The organism is Pseudidiomarina sp. PP-1MA, from assembly GCF_041200125.1.
Taxonomy (GTDB): Bacteria; Pseudomonadota; Gammaproteobacteria; order Enterobacterales; family Alteromonadaceae; genus Pseudidiomarina; species Pseudidiomarina fusca.
This window is the reverse complement of record NZ_CP165718.1, coordinates 1,987,743-2,009,469: the sequence shown is the minus strand read 5'-3', so window position 1 is coordinate 2,009,469 and position 21,727 is coordinate 1,987,743. Positions and strand designations below refer to the sequence as shown.

Annotated in this window: 14 protein-coding genes and 1 tRNA gene; 6 read left to right on the top strand and 9 right to left on the bottom strand. The window is 47.1% G+C overall.

All coding sequences use genetic code 11. The features are described 5' to 3' along the window. Positions 1-2: 2 nt before the first annotated feature. Positions 3-2,918: a diguanylate cyclase gene (locus tag AB8S08_RS09580; protein WP_369742596.1), complete on the bottom strand. Its 2,916-nt coding sequence runs from the start codon at positions 2,916-2,918 to the stop codon at positions 3-5. 276 nt (positions 2,919-3,194) lie between these two features. Between AB8S08_RS09580 and AB8S08_RS09575 the strand changes: the two genes are divergently transcribed. The 4 genes from AB8S08_RS09575 (at position 3,195) to aceK (ending at position 7,756) form a co-directional block, all read left to right on the top strand. Continuing rightward, positions 3,195-4,730 carry a S10 family peptidase gene (locus AB8S08_RS09575; protein WP_369744195.1) on the top strand — a complete coding sequence of 512 codons (1,536 nt, stop codon included), beginning with the start codon at positions 3,195-3,197 and terminating at the stop codon, positions 4,728-4,730. A 35-nt stretch (positions 4,731-4,765) separates the two neighbouring features. After that, positions 4,766-4,927 (top strand): YqaE/Pmp3 family membrane protein, encoded by a 162-nt coding sequence (locus tag AB8S08_RS09570; RefSeq protein ID WP_153826158.1) that lies wholly within the window; start codon positions 4,766-4,768, stop codon positions 4,925-4,927. A 130-nt stretch (positions 4,928-5,057) separates the two neighbouring features. Continuing rightward, entirely contained in the window at positions 5,058-5,993 is a 936-nt protein-coding gene (locus tag AB8S08_RS09565; protein ID WP_110076135.1) for a LysR family transcriptional regulator, read from the top strand. A gap of 5 nt (positions 5,994-5,998) precedes the next feature. After that, positions 5,999-7,756: a bifunctional isocitrate dehydrogenase kinase/phosphatase gene (aceK, locus tag AB8S08_RS09560; RefSeq protein ID WP_369742595.1), complete on the top strand. Its 1,758-nt coding sequence runs from the start codon at positions 5,999-6,001 to the stop codon at positions 7,754-7,756. 2 nt (positions 7,757-7,758) lie between these two features. Here the strand turns inward: aceK and nhaD are convergent, their stop codons facing one another. The 4 genes from nhaD to AB8S08_RS09540 all read right to left on the bottom strand — a co-directional run bounded on the left by nhaD (position 7,759) and on the right by AB8S08_RS09540 (position 13,202). Next, positions 7,759-9,198, bottom strand: a complete 1,440-nt coding sequence (gene nhaD, locus AB8S08_RS09555) for a sodium:proton antiporter NhaD (RefSeq protein ID WP_369742594.1) — start codon at positions 9,196-9,198, stop codon at positions 7,759-7,761. 150 nt (positions 9,199-9,348) lie between these two features. Continuing rightward, positions 9,349-10,686 carry an isocitrate lyase gene (aceA, locus tag AB8S08_RS09550; RefSeq protein ID WP_369742593.1) on the bottom strand — a complete coding sequence of 446 codons (1,338 nt, stop codon included), beginning with the start codon at positions 10,684-10,686 and terminating at the stop codon, positions 9,349-9,351. 38 nt (positions 10,687-10,724) lie between these two features. After that, positions 10,725-12,287: a malate synthase A gene (gene aceB, locus AB8S08_RS09545; protein WP_369744194.1), complete on the bottom strand. Its 1,563-nt coding sequence runs from the start codon at positions 12,285-12,287 to the stop codon at positions 10,725-10,727. Between the two features lie 123 nt (positions 12,288-12,410). After that, positions 12,411-13,202 (bottom strand): SDR family oxidoreductase, encoded by a 792-nt coding sequence (locus AB8S08_RS09540; protein WP_369742592.1) that lies wholly within the window; start codon positions 13,200-13,202, stop codon positions 12,411-12,413. 217 nt (positions 13,203-13,419) lie between these two features. On the opposite strand from AB8S08_RS09540, the gene AB8S08_RS09535 reads away from it, so the two are divergent. Both AB8S08_RS09535 and AB8S08_RS09530 read left to right on the top strand, forming a co-directional pair. After that, the gene (locus AB8S08_RS09535; protein WP_369742591.1) at positions 13,420-15,024 is read left to right on the top strand and encodes a hypothetical protein; all 1,605 of its coding nucleotides are present in this window, start codon (positions 13,420-13,422) and stop codon (positions 15,022-15,024) included. Positions 15,025-15,106: 82 nt separating this feature from the next. Beyond that, positions 15,107-17,821, top strand: coding sequence for a TonB-dependent receptor domain-containing protein (locus tag AB8S08_RS09530; RefSeq protein ID WP_369742590.1), 2,715 nt, complete (start codon positions 15,107-15,109; stop codon positions 17,819-17,821). Between the two features lie 65 nt (positions 17,822-17,886). On the opposite strand, the gene AB8S08_RS09525 is transcribed toward AB8S08_RS09530, so the two are convergent. From AB8S08_RS09525 to speB, 4 genes are all read right to left on the bottom strand, one after another. Further along, positions 17,887-18,558 (bottom strand): hypothetical protein, encoded by a 672-nt coding sequence (locus AB8S08_RS09525; RefSeq protein ID WP_369742589.1) that lies wholly within the window; start codon positions 18,556-18,558, stop codon positions 17,887-17,889. Between the two features lie 88 nt (positions 18,559-18,646). Beyond that, positions 18,647-18,722, bottom strand: a tRNA-Phe gene (locus tag AB8S08_RS09520). Between the two features lie 105 nt (positions 18,723-18,827). Beyond that, a complete protein-coding gene (gene speA / locus AB8S08_RS09515; RefSeq protein WP_313933036.1) occupies positions 18,828-20,735 on the bottom strand; it encodes a biosynthetic arginine decarboxylase in 1,908 nt (635 codons plus the stop codon). Then, positions 20,735-21,676: an agmatinase gene (gene speB, locus AB8S08_RS09510; protein WP_369742588.1), complete on the bottom strand. Its 942-nt coding sequence runs from the start codon at positions 21,674-21,676 to the stop codon at positions 20,735-20,737. The genes speA and speB overlap by 1 nt, the downstream gene beginning before the upstream one ends. Positions 21,677-21,727: the final 51 nt, after the last annotated feature.

Sequence of the window (21,727 nt, the reverse complement as noted above, 5' to 3'; positions counted from 1 at the left end):
GTCTAATGTGCTGGCGGTTGATAGGTTTTAACGCAATTGCGGCCTGCTGCTTTGGCTTGATAAAGGGCTTGGTCAGCTTGAATTAACAAACTGCTGGCGCTACTGAGTTCTGCTTGTTCTGGGCTGTAAGTGGCTAAGCCAATACTGATGGTGATAGAGCGGTCAATAAGATCAGCCGGTGGCGTGGCGGCAGCAATACTTTGCCGTAGTCGCTCGGCAATATCTAAGGCTGCTGCAGCTTCGGTTTGTGTCATTAACAGGGTGAACTCTTCGCCACCCCAACGCGCAATTTTGTCGCCAGAGCGCAGTTCTTGCTGCATTAATTTGGCAATCCAGCGTAAGATTTGATCGCCAACAGCGTGCGAGTAGGTGTCATTGATGGTTTTAAAGTGATCGATATCAATCACAGCTAAACTCAAGGGTAAATGATGCTGTTGGGCGGTTGCTACGGCCGCTTCAAAATCGCGATTAAAGCTGCGTCGATTAGGTAGCTCGGTGAGCTCATCGTATTGTGCTAAGTGAGCAAAACGCTGGGCTTGCTGTTGCAGTGCTTGAGTTTTTTCAGCGACCTGTTGCTCTAATTGTCGGGCACGATTTTGTAGCACCCTAATGCGCATGCGAACAAACAGCCAAAGACTAAGTGCTAACAGCACAGCTAAGGCTAGCCAGAAGCTGGCGCGCTGATAAAGTTTAGGCGGCACACTAAAGTCGAAGGTCGCGGCTGTTCCCTGTAGGTCTGAATTACCGTAATAAGCGGTGACCACAAATTCATAGGTGCCCGGTGGTAAGTTGGTGAATTCGGCGAAAGTTGCTTGAGTATGACGTGGTTGTTGTTCGTAACCAATCAATTGGGTGCGATAGCGAATTTGGTTGTTCATGCTAAAACCCAAGCCGGCATAATGGATGCTAATGCGATTGCCATCGAACTCAGCTTGGCTGACGGTGTCGCTGAGTGAATTGCCATTAATGACGACCTCTTCAATGGCTGAAGGGGGAGCATACTCATGAAAACGTCCCAGTTGGGCAGGGTCGATCACTGCGACGCCATAAGCTGTGGGTACCCAAACATGGCCTTCGTCATCAAGCAATAAGGCTGGATTAGAGCCGCCGTTCGCTTGGCTACTGACTAAACCGTCTGCTTCTCTAAACGTATCAAGCACAAGAGGTTGCGGTGCTTGGTCAGTTGCTGTTAGTGCTCGAATCGAACTTAACGAGGTGCGCATGATGCCGCGATTCGAGCTCATCCAGACATTGTCATAGGGGTCTACGGTCACTTGGAAGATTTTTTCTACGCTTAGGCCATGCTTACGCCCAACCACCTGTCCAGTCTGGCTGGCTGGATCATAGATAATCAAACCGCGGTCGGTGGCAAACCAAAGGTGATCTTGATAAGGAAAAATATCAAACACATATTCGGCTTGATTAAAGGCGCTTAAATCTACTTTTTCGAAGCGATCGTCGCTTAGTACGAAAAGACCGCGAGCAGTGCCTAGCCAAAGCCGCTGCTGCTGGTCTTGGTACAAGCTAACACTAAAGCGGGCTTGGTCAGCTTGGGGCGCAGCTTCAATGCCTGTAGCAGGGTGATAGCGGTTGAGGCCATTGGGCGTCGCAATCCATACGTAGCCATCGTGAGTACCAGTGATAGCCCGGATTTCATTGGCCAGTAGCCCGTCGTCACGAGTCCAGACTTGTTGTATTTTGCCATCGCGCCATAAGCCTAAACCATGAGTATAAGAGCCAATAAACACGCCGTATTCAGGATGCTCATACAAACTGAGAATAGAGTGGTGAGTAAAATCGTCGTTAAAGCTTTGCCATTGGCCCTGTTTAAAGCGATTGAGCCCACCAGCCGAGCCCACCCAAATACTGCCATCACTATGCTGGATCAGCGTGCGAACAAAATTATCAGCGATGCCATTGGCTTGCGTGAAGGTATCGAACGGGGTATCACGCAGCCTCACCATGCCACCATTGGTGCCAACCCAGATGCTGCGTTCATGGTCTTCATAAATACTGATCACGCGTGCGTTGGGTAAGCCATTGTCAGTGCTGAGATGTTCTAGGCCTCGGGCACTTAGGCGGTACAGGCCATCATTGATGGTGCCAAGCCAGAGGTTTGCACTACTGTCGGTATAAAGCCGAATCACATTTTTATTGAGTAGCTGAGGGTGCAGCGGCGCAAAGGTGTTACCGTCGCCAATAAAAACGCCTTGTTCGCCGGCTACCACTACTTTGCCTTGGTACTGAGTTACCGCAAACATACTGGATTCGGGTAAGCCGTGTTGTTGATTCAAATAGATGACTTTGGCTTTGGTGACACTAATGAGTCCGCGATCAGACGCGACAAACAGCTGAGTTTGGTCTTTGCGCAATATATCGTAAGCGTGCATGGCTCGTGAGCCACGAGTCTCTAAATAGGGTTCGACTTGGCCATTGACTTGCTGCTTCAGCAAGCCAAATTCTTCGGTGGCTAGCCAAATGGTGTCGTCAGGATTAGCCACAGCTTTGTTGATGAGGGTGGAGGGCACTTCATAGCTTTGCCAGTAATAACGGCCTTGTGCATCTTGTTTGCGCATTACGAAGGTACCGCGGGCACCTACCACCACAAGCTCACCCGCATCGGTTACAGTGACGTTCTGTACCCCTGCGTCAGCTAAACCTATGTCGCTGTAGAGATCGTAAACTTTAAATTCAGCACCGTTAAAGCGCACCAAACCTTCCCAAGTAGCTAACCAGAGGTAACCGTCAGGTGTTTGCGTGATGGCATTGATGGTGTTGTGGGGGAGGCCATCACGACTGGTCCACAACTCTTGAAAATAGGAACTGAGTGCTGGCGTGCTCGGTGCTGTAGCTGTGACAGTTTCGGTTGCGGCGCTAATAGGAACCCATGCAGAAAAGCATAAGCTGCACAGCAACATGACCATACGCATGACGCTAGTAGTACAAGATCTATGTTGACCTTTCGTTGGGATTGCGGCGACTGGCTTTAAGCGTATTAGCATAGTTGTTAGGCTTTTAGCTCGTTAAATGCTACTAGCTTTTATAGCACAACTAACATACTCGGTGCCATGACCAAATCGATATTATCGCCGAAAAGATAAACTTGGTCGCAGGGTGGTTGTAGTTTGGTCATAGATTGCTTTTAATGGGGGTAAGTCTAATACAATCAAAATCAAGGACTACCTATGAATCCGATGAAACATCTCCTATTGGCCTCGGCGCTGGCGGTAAGTTCAGCTGCGCTGCTGCCAACCGCTGCAGTAGCGGTTACAGCAACAGAAAGCAGCGTGCAGGCGAAAATTGCGGCAGACCAAGTGGTGGTTACTGAGCATCGTGCGCAAATCAATGGCGAACGCTTTAAATACACGGCAACCACAGGTACCCAGCCGGTGTTTAATGAGGCTGGAGAGGCTACTGCTGCGTTATTTTTTACCTACTACGAACGCCAAGATGTGAAAAATCGTGAGCAACGGCCGTTGCTGATCTCCTTCAATGGAGGCCCTGGTTCTGCATCTGTATGGATGCATATTGCTTACACAGGGCCCAAAGCGCTGCGAGTAGATGATGAAGGTTTTCCTATCATGCCGTATGGCGTAAAAGATAACCCTCATTCAGTATTAGACGTGGCTGATATTGTATTCGTGAATCCAGTGAATACCGGTTATTCACGGGTGTTGCCAAAGGCTGATGGCAGCATGCCGTCACGAGATGAGCAGCAGCGGATGTTTTTTGGCGTGAACAGCGACGTAAAATATCTAGCCGATTGGATTAATACTTTTGTGACGCGGCATGAACGCTGGCGTTCACCTAAATACTTAATTGGTGAAAGCTACGGTACCACACGTGTATCAGGTTTGGCGTTAGAGTTGCAAAACCGTCAGTGGATGTATTTAAACGGAGTGATTTTGGTGTCTCCAACGGATATCGGAATTGAGCGTAATGGTCCGGTTAAAGCTGCTAACAGACTCCCTTATTTTGCTGCTGCCGCTTGGTATCATAAAGCTTTAGATGCAGATCTACAGCAATTAGATTTGTTAGAGTTGCTGCCACAAGTAGAGCAGTACACGCTTGATACTTATTTGCCTGCGCTAGCTAAAGGAGCCATGTTATCGGCTGCTGAAAAGCAACAAGTTGCTGAACAAGTGGCGCGTTTCGCTGGTTTAGACACGCAAACGGTACTGCGAAGCAATTTGGATATTAGCACTAACTTTTTCTGGAAAGAGTTACTACGCGAGCGCGGTCAAACCGTCGGTCGCTTAGACTCACGCTATTTAGGTATTGATAAAAAAGATGTAGGTGATAGCCCAGACTACAATGCCGAGCTTACTTCGTGGCTGCATTCGTTTACCCCGGCTATTAATTATTACCTGCGTGAAGAGCTCAATTATAAAACCGACGTTAAATACAATATGTTTGGGCCGGTGCATCCGTGGGACCGCTCGAATAACAATACCGGTGAAAATTTACGTCAAGCAATGGCACAAAACCCTTACTTGAATGTCTTAATTCAGTCTGGCTATTATGATGGTGCCACCAATTACTTTGATGCCAAATACAATATGTGGCACATTGATCCTAGCGGTAAAATGAAAGACCGTATCGGTTTTAAAGGCTATCGTAGTGGCCATATGATGTATTTACGGGCAGAAGATTTGCGTTTATCGAACCAAGATTTACGTGAGTTTATTCTGCAAACTGTGCCCGCTGCAGGGCAGGCTGCTAAATATTAATCCTTTACTTTGGGTAATCCACAAGGAGTGTTGTGATGGGTGATTTATTAAGAATTATAATCGCGATTTTGTTACCTCCACTGGGTGTATTTTTACAGGTGGGGCTGGGTAAGCACTTTTGGATAAATATTGTTTTAACCCTGCTTGGCTATATTCCTGGCATCGTTCATGCGGTGTGGGTTATCGCTAAAAAGTAAGCGGTAGTTGTGATCGACTGCTGGTATTCACTCGGTGGATACAACTAATGTCGCATGCAACAAAAAGTGTAAATCTGAGCAATCCTGTCTATAATCCCGCTATATTTTTTTAGCGGGATTTATTTTTTCTATGAATAATATAAAAGATATTGATCTGAACCTCTTGGTTTACCTCGATGTGCTGCTGCGCGAACGTAATGTTACCAAAGCGGCGGCTCAGCTCAATATTACCCAGCCGGCGATGAGCAACGGCTTGAAGCGTTTACGGACGCTGTTAAATGACCCCATTTTAGTGCGTACCAGCGAAGGCATGTTACCCACAGAAACAGCACTACGGATGCAAGAACCAGTACGCCAAATTCTGTATTCAGTAGAAGAAATGGTGCAACCGGCACGAGATTTTGATGCTGCCACCAGCGATCGCGTGTTTCGCATCATGGCATCAGATTATGCCGCATCAACTTTGATGCCAAGACTCTTAGAGAAATTGAAGCGTCAGGCTCCTGCCGTAGCTCTAGATATCATGACCCCTAGTGATATTAGTTTTCACGATGTCGAAAACGGTAAAGTTGATCTAGCGATAAACCGTTTTGATAAGCTGCCGCAATCGTTTCATCAAAAGAACCTTTGGGAAGATGATTTCAGTTGTTTAGTGCGCAAAGATCATTTGCTGGTACAAGATTATACCCTTGATAATTACCTTGGTGGTGAACACGTTTGGGTGAGTAAAACTGGCTTTGGGGTAGGTGTGGGAATGGACCCACACGACGTCCAGAAACTTGGCTGGGTTGATGAAGCTTTGGGGCAGTTGGGCCATAAGCGCAAGATTCGAGTGTTTACGCGTAATTACCATGTAGCTATGCACCTGGCCCGCCAAGGACTGATTGCCACCTTGCCCACACAGGCCGCCACCTTGTACCAAGATGACGACGAGCTGGTAATGCTACCGCCGCCGTTTAAGATAGAGCCGCTTGAGCTGACGATGATTTGGAGCCCGTTACTGCAACACGACGCTGGTCATCGTTGGTTCCGACAGTTGATTGTAGAGACCGCTGAGCAAAAATAGCCAAGATGACGACAACGACCGACTTGCCAACCTTATATGCGCGTAAAATTCTGCAGGGATTTCATCGTCATTACAGTGTTTTTCAAGAGGTAACGGCCGCAGCGCGGCAGCGTTTCGCTGATGGCGATTGGCATGCCGGACAATATGCTGCTACCGCCCGGATTAGTTTTTATGATATTCGGGTGCGAGAAACCACCAAAGCTTTGGCTGAGTTAACCCAGTTACAACTGGATGAACAAGTCTGGTTGGCAACACGGCAGTTGTATCAGGATTATCTACAGTTTCATCCGCAAGCAGAGTTAGCGGAAACCTTTTATAACTCGGTCTTTTGTAATTTATTTCATCATAGGTATTTTAATAACGCTTATATTTTTGTTGAAACCACCTTATCGGATGCGATTCCGCTTGCCGTAGAAACAGAATATCGATCTTATTTTCCGGTAGTGACGGGCATGCATCGTACCCTTGCACAGATCATGCAGGAGGTTGATTTAGGCGCGCCCTTTGCTGATTTATCAGAAGATATTCGGCTGCTGCGTAAGGCATTTCGTGAACAAACAGCATCACAGCAAGTGAATGCTTACCAACTCCGTATTGATGTTTTAAAAGCCCCGTTTTTCCGGAACAAAGCGGCTTATGTGGTAGGGCGTATTGTCAGTTCACAGCGCAGTTACCCTTTTATTGTCCCAGTGTTGCGGGATGAGCACGGGCATTTATATCTCGATGCCTTGATCACTGATGTGGACCAAATGGCGATCATCTTTGGCTTTGCCCGTTCTTATTTTATGGTGCAGACCAAGGCACCTTCGGCATTGGTGCGCTTTTTAAAAGATTTGATGCCGAAAAAGACCCTTGCTGAGCTTTATTCTGCGATTGGCTTGCATAAGCAAAGTAAAACCGAATTCTATCGTGATTTTTTACACCACTTGGCGGCCAGCAATGACCAGTTGGTTGCTGCTGCGGGTATCAAAGGGATGGTGATGACGGTATTCACACTACCTAGCTATCCTTATGTATTCAAAGTGATTAAAGATACCTTCGGTGGTGGTAAATCTATAGATCGGCAGACCGTAATTGATCGCTATCGAATGGTTAAGCGGCACGATCGGGCTGGGCGCATGGCTGATACCTATGAGTTTGCCAACGTGGCAATTCCGTTAGCCCGCATTGCACCCGATCTCCTACAAGAGTTGCAGTCTACCGTAGCTGGTAGTCTTAGCATGGATGGCGAACAATTAATTATTAGTCAATTGTTTGTTGAACGCCGTATGACGCCACTGAATATCTTTTTAGATTACGCCAGTAACGCCGAGATTGAAGCTGCGATGAAAGATTATGGTCAAGCGATTAAAGACATGCTGGCGGCGAATATCTTTCCGGGCGATATGCTATTAAAAAACTTCGGCTTAACACGCCATAAACGGGTGGTTTTCTATGACTATGACGAAGTGCAATACCTCACTGAAATGAACTTTCGGCAGTTACCTAAACCACAAACTTATGAGCAGCAGCTTGCCGCAGAACCATGGTATAGCGTGGCTCCCAATGATGTCTTTCCTGAGCAATTGACCACCTTTGCGGTGCCGCAGCCGCACCTACGCAGTATGTTAATGAAGCATCATCCAGAATTAGTAGATGCAAGCTATTGGCAGCAGCAACAGCAAGATATTCGAACGGGTGTGATTAGTGACGTGTTTCCTTATCCTGAAGCGGTTCGCTTTGTGCGTTGCGTACGAACCGCTGCAGAACAAGACAAGCGCTAAGGTTAGTGGTTAAAAACCTCAAATAAAGCACTGTTTAACCAAAGGTGAGCATAGATACTAACAATGTAGCCTAGGGCAATTACTGGGGCCCATTTTAAGTGGCTAGCAAAAGTATAATAGCCACGAGCTTGGCCCATTAATGCTACCCCTGCAGCCGAACCAATCGACAGCAAGCTACCACCAGTACCCGCGGTAAGGGTGATTAAGAGCCATTGGCCGTGTGACATATCTGGGGTCATGGAGAGCACCGCAAACATCACCGGAATGTTATCAATAACGGCTGACATCAAGCCTAAAGCAACGTTGGCATAGGTTGGGTTCCATTGGGTATAGAGGGTATCTGACAACATGGCGAGATAGCCCATGAAGCCTAAACCACCCACACAAATCACCACACCGTAGAAGAATAAGAGAGTATCCCACTCGGCCCGTTGTACCCGACTAAAGACGTCGAATGGTACCACGCTACCTAACCGCTCTAATCGTGCCATATCGCCGGCACGCTCAGCCATGGCACGTTTGCGAGCCAATGAACCTGGTAGCGTCATGCGTAAGAAGTAACCAAAGAATTGTAAGTAACCTAAGCCCATCATCATACCCAGCACCGGCGGTAAATGCAGCCACATGTGGCACGCTACTGCGGTAGCAATGGTGAATAAGAATAGGAAGGTAATGCGTAACGCACCGCGCTTGAGTTCAACTTCTTCGTTTAGCGCCGATGGCTTACGGTTCTCAATGAAGAAGCTCATGATCACAGCTGGTACTAAGTAGTTAAGGAGTGATGGGATAAACAGTACGAAGAATTCTTGGAACTCAACCATGCCCGCTTGCCATACCATCAGGGTGGTGATGTCACCAAAGGGGCTGAAGGCACCGCCAGCGTTAGCTGCGATGACAATGCTCACGCACGAGATGCTGATGAATTTCTTATCGCCATCGGCAACTTTCATCACCACCGCACACATCAATAATGCTGTGGTTAAGTTATCGGCTACGGGCGAGATAAAGAAAGCTAAAATACCTGATAGCCAAAACAACTGTTTGTAGCTAAAGCCTTTCTTAATCATCCAGGCTCTTAAGGCGTCAAAGAGGCGGCGCTCTTCCATCGCATTGATGTAGGTCATGGCAACCAATAAGAACAACATTAGCTCGGCAAATTCGAGCAAGTTGTGACGAAATGCCTCTTCGGCCACGCCAGGTAAGCCTTGGTCGGCGTACACCCAGCCGATCATGATCCAAATCAAACCAGCGGCAACCAGTACCGGTTTTGATTTACGCATATGCAGGCGTTCTTCGCCCATGACCAACATGTAGGCAATGGTAAAAATAACGATAGCGGTAATGCCAACGGCACTATAGGTAAGGTCTAGTTCACCAGGTGCAGCTAAGGCTGCGGGCGAGAATAGGCCAACGGCCAAAACAAACAGTATGAGCTTCCACATGTGCTTTTCTTCCTTCAACACAAATACGGAGAGGGGGGATGATTAATGCGCGCGCATACTAACATAAAAAAGCCGCGTGGGGCTTAGACCGCGCGGCTTATACTCACTATTTTTTGGAGTAATTCTTAGGTGGTAGTTGTAAACACCAGCTTACGCTGGTTTTTTGAACTGCTCTTCTTCGGTAGAACCGGTTAATGCGGTTACTGACGACTGACCACCTTGAATGACATTGGTCACTTCATCAAAGTAACCGGTGCCAACTTCTTGTTGATGGGCAACAAAGGTGTAACCTTTGTCGGCCGCAGCAAACTCTTGCTGTTGTAGTTTCACATAAGCAGACATATCGTTACGAGCATAGTCGTAAGCTAGTTCGAACATGTGGTACCACATGTTGTGCACGCCAGCTAGAGTGATGAACTGGAACTTGTAACCCATTGCCGCTAGTTCACGTTGGAACTTCGCAATGGTGGTATCGTCTAGATTGCGCTTCCAGTTAAAGCTAGGTGAGCAGTTATAGGCCAGTAACTTGCCTGGGTACTTAGCATGGATAGCCTCTGCGAACTTGCGAGCCTCGTCTAAATCGGGCTTAGCCGTTTCACACCAGAGTAAATCAGCATAAGGAGCGTAGGCAAGACCGCGTGAAATCGCTTGGTCAATACCAGCATTAACCCGATAGAAACCTTCCGCAGTGCGCTCACCAGTACAGAAAGGTAGGTCGTTGGCATCCACATCAGAGGTTAATAAGTCGGCCGCATTAGCATCTGTACGTGCAAGAATCAGTGTGGGCACGCCAGCTACATCTGCTGCTAAGCGCGCCGCAATCAGTTTCTGGACAGCCTCTTGCGTGGGCACCAAAACTTTACCACCCATGTGACCACATTTTTTCACCGAGGCTAATTGGTCTTCAAAGTGCACCCCAGCGGCACCGGCACGAATCATCGCTTGCATCAGCTCATAGGCATTCAGAACGCCACCAAAACCAGCTTCTGCATCAGCAACAATCGGCGCAAAATAATCAATGTAGCCTTCTTGCTCTGGCCCCACTCCTTTTGACCACTGAATTTGGTCCGCACGCGCAAAGCTATTATTAATCCGCTCTACCACCGTAGGTACGGAGTCGACCGGGTACAAAGACTGGTCTGGGTACATACTTAGGCTGCTGTTGTTGTCTGCAGCAACTTGCCAACCGGAGAGGTAAATCGCTTGCAGGCCCGCTTTAACCTGTTGAACCGCCTGACCGCCAGTTAGGGCGCCAAGGGCGTTCACGTAGTTTTTGCCGAACTTCTCTTGAGCGGCACCGTTAACCAAGCGCCATAGTTTATCGGCACCGTTACGAGCATAAGTACATTCAGGTTGCACGCTGCCGCGTAGACGCACCACGTCGAGAGCGCTGTAGGTGCGTTCTACGCCTTGCCAGCGTGGGTTAGTATCCCAATCTTGCTGTATTTGTTTGGCCATTTCGGCTTGTTGAACTGATGCAGTAGTCATGTCGGTTGTCCTGTTTAAGTTAAGGTTTATTATTTGAATTAATCAATGAGTTGGTAGCCAGGCAGAGTTAAAAACTCAACCAATTCTGGAGCTGTGGTAATCTCTTCAAGTAGTGCTGTGGCGCGTTCAAAATGCTCATGTTGCCAGCGCTCTTCGCCAACCTCTTGGCGCACTACTTGGGCTTCTTCTGCTAGGTATTGTTGGAATAGAGCTGTGGTAACTACAGCACCGTTATCGAGCGTTTTACCGTGCTTGATCCATTGCCAAATGGAGGTGCGAGAAATTTCTGCCGTAGCGGCGTCTTCCATCAAGCCATAAATCGGCACACAGCCTTTTCCAGAAATCCATGCAGCAATGTATTGCAGCGCCACTCGGATATTAGTGCGCATCCCAGCTTCGGTGCGTTCGCCTGGGCTTGGAGCAAGCAGCTCAGCGGCGGTGATAGGAGCATCTTGCTCACGCAATACAGCTAATTGATTCACGCCTTCTAAGCCATCCACAAAGACTTCGCGTACGGTATCAGCAAGACCTGGGTGAGCAATCCAAGTACCATCGTGGCCATTGCTACGTTCCAGTTCCTTATCGGCTTTGACTTTAGCCAGAATAGCAGCGTTTTCCGTGGCATCTTTACTCGGAATAAAGGCTGCCATTCCGCCCATCGCCAGAGCACCGCGGCGGTGACAGGTTTTTACTAGTAGGCGTGAATAAGCGTTCAAGAACGGCTGGTTCATGGTCACGACTTGACGATCTGGGAGTACTCGGTCGGGATGATTTTTAAGGGTTTTGATGTAGCTGAATATGTAATCCCAACGGCCACAGTTAAGTGCTGCAATGTGTTCGCGCATGGCGTACAGAATTTCATCCATCTGGAAGACAGCAGGTAAGGTCTCAATGAGGATGGTGGCTCTGATGGTACTGCGTGGTTGCTTAAAATAATCTTCGGTAAAACTAAATACATCGGCCCACCATTGGGCTTCTTCGGCATGCTCAAGCTTAGGGACATAATAGTAAACGCCAGAGCCTTGGCTAGTACGGGTTTGATAGTTCAAGTAAAAGTACAAAGCAAAATCAAACAAGCCGCCAGGAATCACCTCGTTATCTACGAGCACGTGCTTTTCTGGTAGATGTAAACCGCGCACTCGAGCAATGAGAAGGGCTGGGTTATCAGTGAGCTGATAGTGCTTACCGCTCGTTGGATCTCTGTAGTCGATATCTTGACGATTGGCATCGTACAAATTCACCTGGCCTTGCAATATGCCATCCCAAGTGGGTGATTGTGAATCTTCAAAATCGGCCATGTAGCAATCAACATTAGCGTTAAGTGCATTGATGACCATCTTGCGATCGACCGGCCCGGTAATCTCTAAACGGCGCTTGGTTAAATCTTTCGGCAGTTCGGCAATACGCCAGTCGCCTTCACGAATAGCAGCGGTGTTGGCATCAAAGTCAGGAAGTTGGCCGCCATCAATTGCAGCTTGACGTTGCTGGCGATGGGCTAGAACTTGCTGGAGTTGTGGTCTGAATTTACGCACCAATTGCACTAAAAATTGTTGCGCATTGGTGTCGATGAGGCTTGCTGCTTTGCCGCTTAGCGGCGGCATTTGTAAGCCATCTATAAAAGAGTTGGTGGTGGTCATAATCTACCCAGTTGTTGTTGGTTAGTTAACAACAACAGAGTAGACTGGTCAGACCGTATTAATCAAGAATATGATTGTGTATTGCGATCATTTCTTTTGTGAATGTATCAATCTTTGATACCAAGTGCGGGGTAACCACCGTTTGGCGTACCAAGCGATACGACCCTGCCGGTGGGGCAGCACATGAGATTTTTTCTTATCGAGGGCGCGCATGATTTGTCGGGCAATATCCGCTGCGTTTAATTTACTGCCAGCCATCAGCTTATCTAATTTGCTTTGCATGCCGGTAATGGTTGAGCGCATGCCCTGGCCCAAATTGGTGCGAAAAAAACTCGGACAAACCACGGTTACCGCAATATTGTGTGGCTTTAGTTCGTTCTGCAGAGTTTCGCTAAGGCTCACCACAGCTGCTTTACTGGCGTTATAAGCTGACATATTAGGCACATCAAGCAAACCAGCCATCGAGGCGACATTAATAAAGTGGCCATGGCCTTGCTGCTGGAACAGCGGGGTGAAAACTTTGCAGCCTCGTACCACTCCCATCAAATTAATATCCATAATCCATTGCCAATCGCTCAGCGGGGTATCACTGATACTGCCGACTTGAGCTACTCCTGCGTTATTAACGACCACATCGACGCCGCCCCAAATTTCTTGCAGCTTAGTGGCGGCTGCGTTCAAGTCGTCAAATCGGGTGACATCGCAGGGCATGAAGATGGTTTGTGGCTGAATTTTTTGGAGGCTGCCAAGCACAGCTTCACCACGCTCGACATCTCGGTCAGCAATACAAACCCGCCAGCCACCTTTGGCGCAGATAAGCGCTAGGGCATAACCTAAACCGCTGGCGCCACCTGTTATAAAAATACGTTGTGGTTTCATGATGTTCCTATCGTCAAACAAAAGGGTTAAACAGATTAGATGAAGTATATTGGCATAAAATGCCTTAAATGAAACGTAGCAATCACCGCTTTAGATTTGTTACAGCCCCATGAATCTTTTATGACCATTGTGTTTTGTCACAAATTTGTCACTCACCCTCATTACTCTTGCCCCGTTGTTTTTATAACCCAAACCAGTTCCTATCCGGGAGAACACAATGAAATTGCATACTCTTTTCAAAGTTACTGCTATTGCATCAGCTTTGGCTCTTGTTGGTTGCGGCGGTGATATCGAAATCAACCCAAGCGTTGTCGATAACAGTGTTAACAACTCAAACAACTCAAGCGGTGGCGGCAGTGGCGGCGACGATAACGGCGATAACACTGCAGAAAATATTTGTGCGGTTAACAACGGCGTACAAGGTGCGTTTGATGGCCGTGATTGTGAGTACAATCTTGAATTTGCTAGCCGTAACATTGAAATCACCGAAGACTTAACTTTCGTTGAATTACCGGATGGCGGTGTGCACGTATTTGACGGTGCGTTATTGGTTGGTGAAGACTGTGATACCACCACCAGCTGCACTATTGGTGAAGGCCCAACTGTAAAAGTAGAGCCAGGCGCAACCTTAGCTTTCACCAGCGGTGAAGCCATTATACGGGTAGCTCGTGGTGCTAAATTAGACGCTATCGGTACCTTCGACAAGCCTATCACTTTTACTTCGGCTAACGCCTTTACTCGCTTCGACGTAGTCGGCAATGGTCCGCGCTTTGCAGATTGGGGCGGTATTATCGTTAATGGTCATGGTATTACTAACCAGTGTACCGATGCGCAGCGTGATGCAGGCACCTGTAACGTGGCTTCAGAAGGTATCGTGAGCTACTACGGTGGTAACGACAATGCTGATGATAGCGGTTCGATGAAGTACGTAAAAATTTGGTATGCGGGTTCAGGCCCACGCGCCGGTGGTGATGGTGACGACTTAAACTCATTAACGTTGAACGCTGTTGGCTCTGGTTCATCGTATGAGTTTGTGCATATTCACCAAGGTTATGACGACGGTATCGAATTCTTCGGTGGTGCTGCTAACGTTAAAAACGTGGTCTTTACTGACACCCAAGATGACTCGATGGATATCGATTCAGGCTGGCAAGGAACTGCCCAATTCTTATATATCAAACACGGTACTGTGAACGTGGATGGCGAACAAGTATTCATGGGTAACGGTGGTTTTGAAGCCGATGGTGAGAAAAACGCCGGAGCAGAATACTCACAAGCCCCAGCATCACGTCCAACCATTGCTAACGTGACTGTGGTGACTACCGATGGCTTATCTACTCGTGATAACGATCCATCTATTGCGATGAAGTTTGACGATAACTTCTTGGGTCAGATGTACAACTTCTTGTTGGTGAAAGAAGATGTATCAACCAACGACTCGCGTTGCATTTTGTTTACTGGCGACGGTGAGAAAGGCGTGGTTGACGGTGACTTGAACTTCTACAGCTCAGTGATGGCTTGTGTTGCTGAAAACGAATTCACCTCAGGCAACTTATTCGCTAATGGTTTGAGCCGTCAAGAATGGTTCGACAATGGTGGTGAAAACGCACGTATTGGTGGTAACGCAACAGTATTTGCAGCGGATGGTTTCGCTACTGATATGAGCTCTAGTGATATTACCGTCACAGCGAACGACCTATCTAGCTTGGGTAACCCCTATTTAGAGCCGGTTGACTTTATTGGTGCAGTATCTAGCGATGATACTTCTTCTGAGTGGTACCAGTGGGTTGAAGCTGCTTTAGCGGCGGCTGAGCAAGATTAATCAACTGTTCTGATTAAGCCAAGATTAGGGGGCCGTTGTTATCGCAACGAGCCCCCTCCTTCAGACCTCGCAGGAGTTGATTATGAGCACCCAACATACCCTTAAACCGTTAGCTGTAGCGGTTAGCCTTGCCTTGCTGGCAAGCAGCCAGGCCTACGCTCAAGACCAATCTGCAGAACAAGAACCGGTTGCTGCAGCAGATACCACCATTGAAGAAGTTGTGACCACCGGAACGCGTTTACAAGGTAGTGCCGCAGCGGTCGTGGATGAGCGCAAAAATCAAGCTTTTGTGGCTGACATCCTTGGTGCTGAGCAGTTATCACGTACTGGTGATAGTGATGCGGCATCAGCCCTTCGACGGGTCACTGGTTTGACGCTAGTGGATGGCAAGTTCGTTTATGTGCGTGGCTTAGGTGAACGCTACTCTAGTGCTCGCTTAAACGGCGCCAGTATCCCCAGCCCAGACTTAACCCGTAACGTTATTCCACTCGACATCATTCCTTCAACTATCATTGAAAGCTTAGCGGTGCAGAAAGTGTTTTCTCCATCCATGCCGGCGGCTTTTGGTGGCGGTAATATTGATATCCGAACCAAATCTTTGCCGACTGATTTTCAAGCTAGCTTCGAAGTTGGTATCGGGCAAAGTGATAACGCCAGTAGCGGTTACACCTACAATCGTAACGAAGCTGGAGTTCCGCAAAATATTCGTGATGCTATCGTCAAATATCGTGGCGACTTTAGTTTACGTAACATCATTAGCAAAGACGGTTTAGTTGCCAATGAGTTGGGCTCAGCTAGTGACCAAGCTCGTGCAATTAATGCTGGTTTGGCGCAAGCCTTACCGCGTGACATTAGTCTGCAGCACGAATCGCTAGACCCTAACTACAGTATTAAAGCGAGTATTGGTAATAGCTTCGAAGAAGATTTCTTTGGGGGCAATATCGGCGTGCTGGCAGCTGCGGCCTACGACACCAAATGGAACGTTTCGGATCGTAAAAACGCAGTGTTAAGTGAAAATGCGGAAGCTGGCTGTGCTACCACACTAAACAGTGCTGAAGAGGTTGCTAATTCTTGTTACAACACCGTCAGCGAAACCACGCAAACAACTGAAACTGAGCGTTTAAATGGTGTGTTTAGTGTCGGCTATGAGCTAGATACCCATAGCGTTAGTTACACTAAATTGTATTTGACCGATGCTGAAGACGAGTCTGAATTTGGCATCATGCAAAGCCCTAACGGTAGTAACTTAAAAACTATTTATGGTTCAGGTATTGCCAACCGCGAGCATGAGTTTAAATACGAAGAACGTACCCTCGATATCGATCAAGTGCGTGGTCAACACACCCTGTTAGATTGGTGGGGTATAGGTTTTGATTGGCAGTACACTGAATCTAAAGCAGAAACAGATATCCCTACGGATATTTCCTATCGCTTTGATGATTTGTTTAACGGCCAAGGCGATTACCTGAGTACGGTCGTTACCGGTGATGACAACCGCGCGGTATTCCAATACGTGGGCATGCAAGACCAAGTCAAATCTTACAGCGGTAACTTCTCATTGCCAGTTACCTTTGCGGGCTTAGACATTGAGTTTAAAGCCGGCTATGACTTTACTGATAAAGCTCGTTATTACACCACGGACCGCTTTGCTATGGATAATGGCTCTGGTTTGCGGGTAACGGTAAATGACGATCCGAATGGTATTTTGGGGATCACGGATTATCTAACCAATGACCGTATCAACGATAGTAACTTCTTATTGTCGTATCGTGAACCAACTTCACCGGACGCTGATGATTACTTAGCCGTTCAAAAAACCGATGCCTTGTACGGTGCCTTTGATATGTTCTTGAATAATCATTGGCGTTTGGCAGGTGGTGTGCGTTGGGAAGAATTCAAACAGGTATCGTTGGCTACTTCTAGCTTGATTTTTGATCGTAACGATATCGAAACCTTCTATTCAGAAGAGCGAATTCTAAACGGTACCACGTTAGAAGACGATTTTTATCCAGCCTTGTCATTAACCTACATTAGTGATGATAGTTATCAGTTGCGCTTTGGTTTTTCTGAAACCGTAGTGCGTCCAGATATCCGTGAGACAGTGCCTGTAGCTTACTACGATCCTATCACTGATATTCGTACCATTGGCCGAGCTGGTTTAGCTAGCAGCCCAATGACCAACTTTGATGCACGCTTTGAGTACTTTGCTGATAACGGCGATAACTACACAGTGTCTGCGTTCTACAAGGATATCGATAAGCCAATCGAATCGGTCTTGAGTGTCGGTGACGAAGAATACACCCTGAATTATGTGAACGGTATTTCGGCTGAAGTATACGGGATTGAGTTTGAGTGGTTACACGACTTAACCTATGTACATGACGGCTTATTTACCACCGGTAACTTAACTTGGAGTGATTCTGAAGCGGTGATTGATCCGGCGTTAGCAGGTAACTTAACTAATCCTACTAAGCGCTTAACGGGTCATTCTGAATACGTTGCTAACTTACAGCTGGGTTATGATTCGATGGATGGTAATCATTCTAGCTCGTTAGTGTATAACGTGTTTGGCGAGCGTATCTTGGCTGCGGGTATTGGTGGCCGAGGTGATGCTTACGAACAGCCGTTCCACTCATTAGATTTAGTTTACAACTTCTACCCAGACTTTAATTCTAAAGTTAGCTTTAAAGTACAAAACGTATTGGGCGAAGACCAAGATGTAACTCAGTCTGGTATTACCGTGCAATCACGTGAAGTAGGGCGAGTGTTTAGCCTAAGTTACAGCTACGAATTCTAATCGTTTGTCGCAGGTTTAACTCGAATCAAAAAGGAAGCTCCATGAGCTTCCTTTTTTATCTGTTTCTACTTGGCTTTGATGGTAGCCGTTTCATAATTTAAGACAAAGCGAATTTCGTTGCGGCCATCAATACTTACTTTGCTACTTACCACAGCGACTGGCCTAGGTGTCGCAGAGATCATACCCCAGGTAAACTCTTCCGTGGCTTGCGCAAGGTGAGCGGGGTATTCAATAACGCCTGCGCAAACATTACGATTACATTCCAATGCGGTAGGCACAAACTCAGGATGCTGGTCTAAATGCTGATTAAAGCTATCTCTGAAGTCATATTCAAAGTTGCTTATAATTTCCGAGGCAATACTCAGTTGGTCAATAAAATCATTGAACGCACGAAGGCTTAGTGCATTACTTGCGGCTTCTCCTGATAACCCACCAGGTTGGTCTAGCTGCTCAATTAAATAAGCCATCTGCTGAGCTTCTGTTAATTGCTCAAAGGGGATCTTGGTAGGTACAGAATCCTCGCTTACCTTTGGTTCTGTGTAGGGCGCCGCAAGAGGCTTTTCAGGGCTGATTATTGGTGTGACTGAGGGTGCACTAGCGCTGTTGCTATGAAGCTGATTATTCTCGTCCACACGCTCATCGGTGTGAGATGGCTTAGGTTGTGATAAGGGGTCAGTGATATACCAGTAGCCGCCTACTGCAACTAGACCCGTGACGACCAACCATCTTAGCTTCATGTTTTATCTCCGTTGTTTAACTCCATGCTTAGATTAGCAGAGCAAAAACGAAAAAACCCCGCTATTTCTAGCGGGGTTTTCGGAATAATGGTGCCCAGAGGCGGAATCGAACCACCGACACGGGGATTTTCAATCCCCTGCTCTACCGACTGAGCTATCTGGGCAACGGGGCGTATTAAACGAGTTTTTGAGTCTTGAGTCAACCGATTTTTTATAGAAAATCACTTAAACAGGACCGTTTGCTCAGTAAATACGCAGATTGCTGGAAATTACACCTTCAAGTAGGTGCTTCCGGCTAAACACTTCTCGTAATAGTCTGTCCATCGTACACCTTCGCGTGGTGCAATGTGACCCTTACGAACTTCACGGTCAATCGACTTCTTCACAGTCTTTGCCATAAAGTCAGTGTTGTACTGCATGGTTTCAAGCACTTTTTCAGCGGCCGTGCCTGGTACCACTTCTTCAATATAGAAATCACCTGGCTCGTCATCGTGACAATAAATGTGCACTTCAGTTAAGCGGCCAAAGAGGTTATGCATATCGCCCATAACGTCTTGGTAAGCACCGGTTAAAAACATGCCAACATGATAAGGCTCGTTTTTACGCAGTGCATGCATCGGGATGTTATCACTAATCTCGGTACCTTCAATGTACTTGCTTAACTTACCATCGCTATCACAGGTGATATCAACAATAGAGCAGCGTACTTCTGGTTTTTCGTTCAGTCGTGTAATAGGAACAATTGGTAGTACTTGTCCAATCGCCCAAGTATCTGCGGCTGACTGAAAAATCGAGAAGTTACAGAGATACTGACTTGCCAGCATATCTTCAAGCTCTTCAAGCTCTTGGAACACGAAACTTTCGCGATCTAACGATTGATGAATCTCGCTGAGAATACGCCAATACATGGTATCTAGCTTGGCCATCTCTTCGAGCGATAAAATACCCAGTTTAAAAGCTTCGTATGCGCTTTGTTTGAATGACGCAGCATCGTTGTAGCGTTCTTGTGGGTGCATGTCGTTCGCATTTACCAGTTCCCGCATATTACTAACTAAAATATGTTCGTTGCTGCTGGCGCTGATATCAAACTGGGCACCGGTATTCTTAATTTCGCCAACAATATTGGTCACCACACAGCTGTGGTGAGCTGTGATGGCACGGCCACTCTCGCTTACGAGGTTAGGGTGGGGCACCTGCTCTAGGTCACAAATTTGCTTTACGCCGTAAACCACGTCTGCCACGTATTCATCGGTAGAATAGTTACGTGATGAATCTGTGGTAGAGCTAGTACCGTCGTAATCAATACCTAGGCCGCCACCAATATCGAGGTACTCAAGCGGAACTCCAAGCTGTACCAGTTTGGCATAGAGTCGAGCACCTTCAGATACCGCTTCTTTAACCTTACGGATATCAGACATTTGGCTACCGATATGAAAGTGCAGCAGCTTAGCGCAATGCAGCATATCTTCTTTTTTTAGGAGTTCAACAATGTTTAAGATTTCGGTAATACTTAGGCCAAATTTAGCTCGATCGCCGCTTGAGCCAGCCCACTTACCTGCGCTACGCACCATCATTTTGCTGCGTAAGCCAATCATAGGTTCTACCCCAAGCTTTTTCGCGAGCGGTATTAACATTTCCAGTTCACTGAATTTCTCAATGACGATGATCATCTTGCGACGTAATTGACGGCCAAGTAGCGCCAGCGTTAAATAATCTTCGTCTTTGTAGCCATTCAACACGGTTAACGCATTGGGGTTTTCGTTGTAGGCCAATACCGCCATCAATTCAGGCTTTGAACCTGCTTCAAGCCCGTAATCGTAGGGTTCGCCGGCATCAATGATCTCTTCAACCACTTCGCGCATTTGGTTTACTTTAATTGGGAACACGCCTACATAGCGACCTTGGTAGTCGGCATCAGTAATCGTTTTAGCAAAGGTTTCGTTTAAGATCTCTACTTGCGAGCGCAAAATGTCGTGAAAACGAATAACCGCAGGTAATTGAATGCCTTCAGCTAAAATTTCATCCACTACTTCTTGCATGTCGATGGTGACATCGGGGATACGATGATTGGGGGCAATCTGAATGTTGCCATTGGCACCGATCGAAAAGTAGCCCGCGCCCCAGCGCTTTACACCGTAGAGTTCTTCGGCGTCATCAATACTCCATGGTTCTGCCATTAGCGAACTCCTTTTTCGTTTAAAATAATCAATAACTCGCGCACAATTTTAGCAGCGAACACATCTGAGTTGCCCGTTGGGTCGATTTCTGGAGATAACTCAACCACATCGGCGCCAACCAGATTTTTCTCGCGTAAAATTTTCATCAAGCTGACATACGAATGGAAATCTTCACCACCCGGTTCTGGTGTACCTGTGCCCGGTAAAAAGGCTGGGTCAAAATAGTCTAAATCCAAGGTCAAATAGACTGGCCGATCTGCTGGTATCGCAGCAACGCTGGCTAGAAAATCTTGGCGTGATTTGCGTACCGTGCCATGCTCGTTCATGTATTGATATTCTTCACGCGTACCTGAGCGAATACCGTACTGAATTAACTGATGTCCCGGGCCGAAATGATCTAAGCTACGGCGAATGATAGATGCATGAGAATAGTGATAGCCTAAAAAACCATCGCGTAAATCTGCGTGAGCATCTAAATGCAATAACACCATATCTGGGTACTGAGCTAAATATTTACGAATAGGCGCATAAGAGATGGAATGCTCGCCCCCTAGGGTAAGCACGCGCACGTTGTTAGCGGCTAAATCGATAGCACCAAAAGCTTCATCAAACTGATCGGTGGCGAACTGCCATTGCGCTTCGACATCATCACTATCGCCTAGTGATAGATTACCTAAATCTACAAAAGGTAAATCAAACAAATCAGCGTCCAAGTAGGGCGAATAGCTCTCGATATCTTCAGAAACTGCGCGAAGACCATCTGGACCGTTTCGGGTTCCTTTTCTGAAACAGGCGGTACCGTCAAAGCCGAAACCTATGATATGAGTGCCATTAGCATAAATAGCTTGCTCTACTTGGGCCCCAAAAAACTCGCGTACCGGTTGTTCGGTCGCGATAGTAAGGGTTGCGATTTGTTTAGGTTGATGTGTGCTCAATGTCACTCACCTCCATTAGTAAAAAAAGAGGCTGCGCAAGCGCAGCTATGGGTCTTT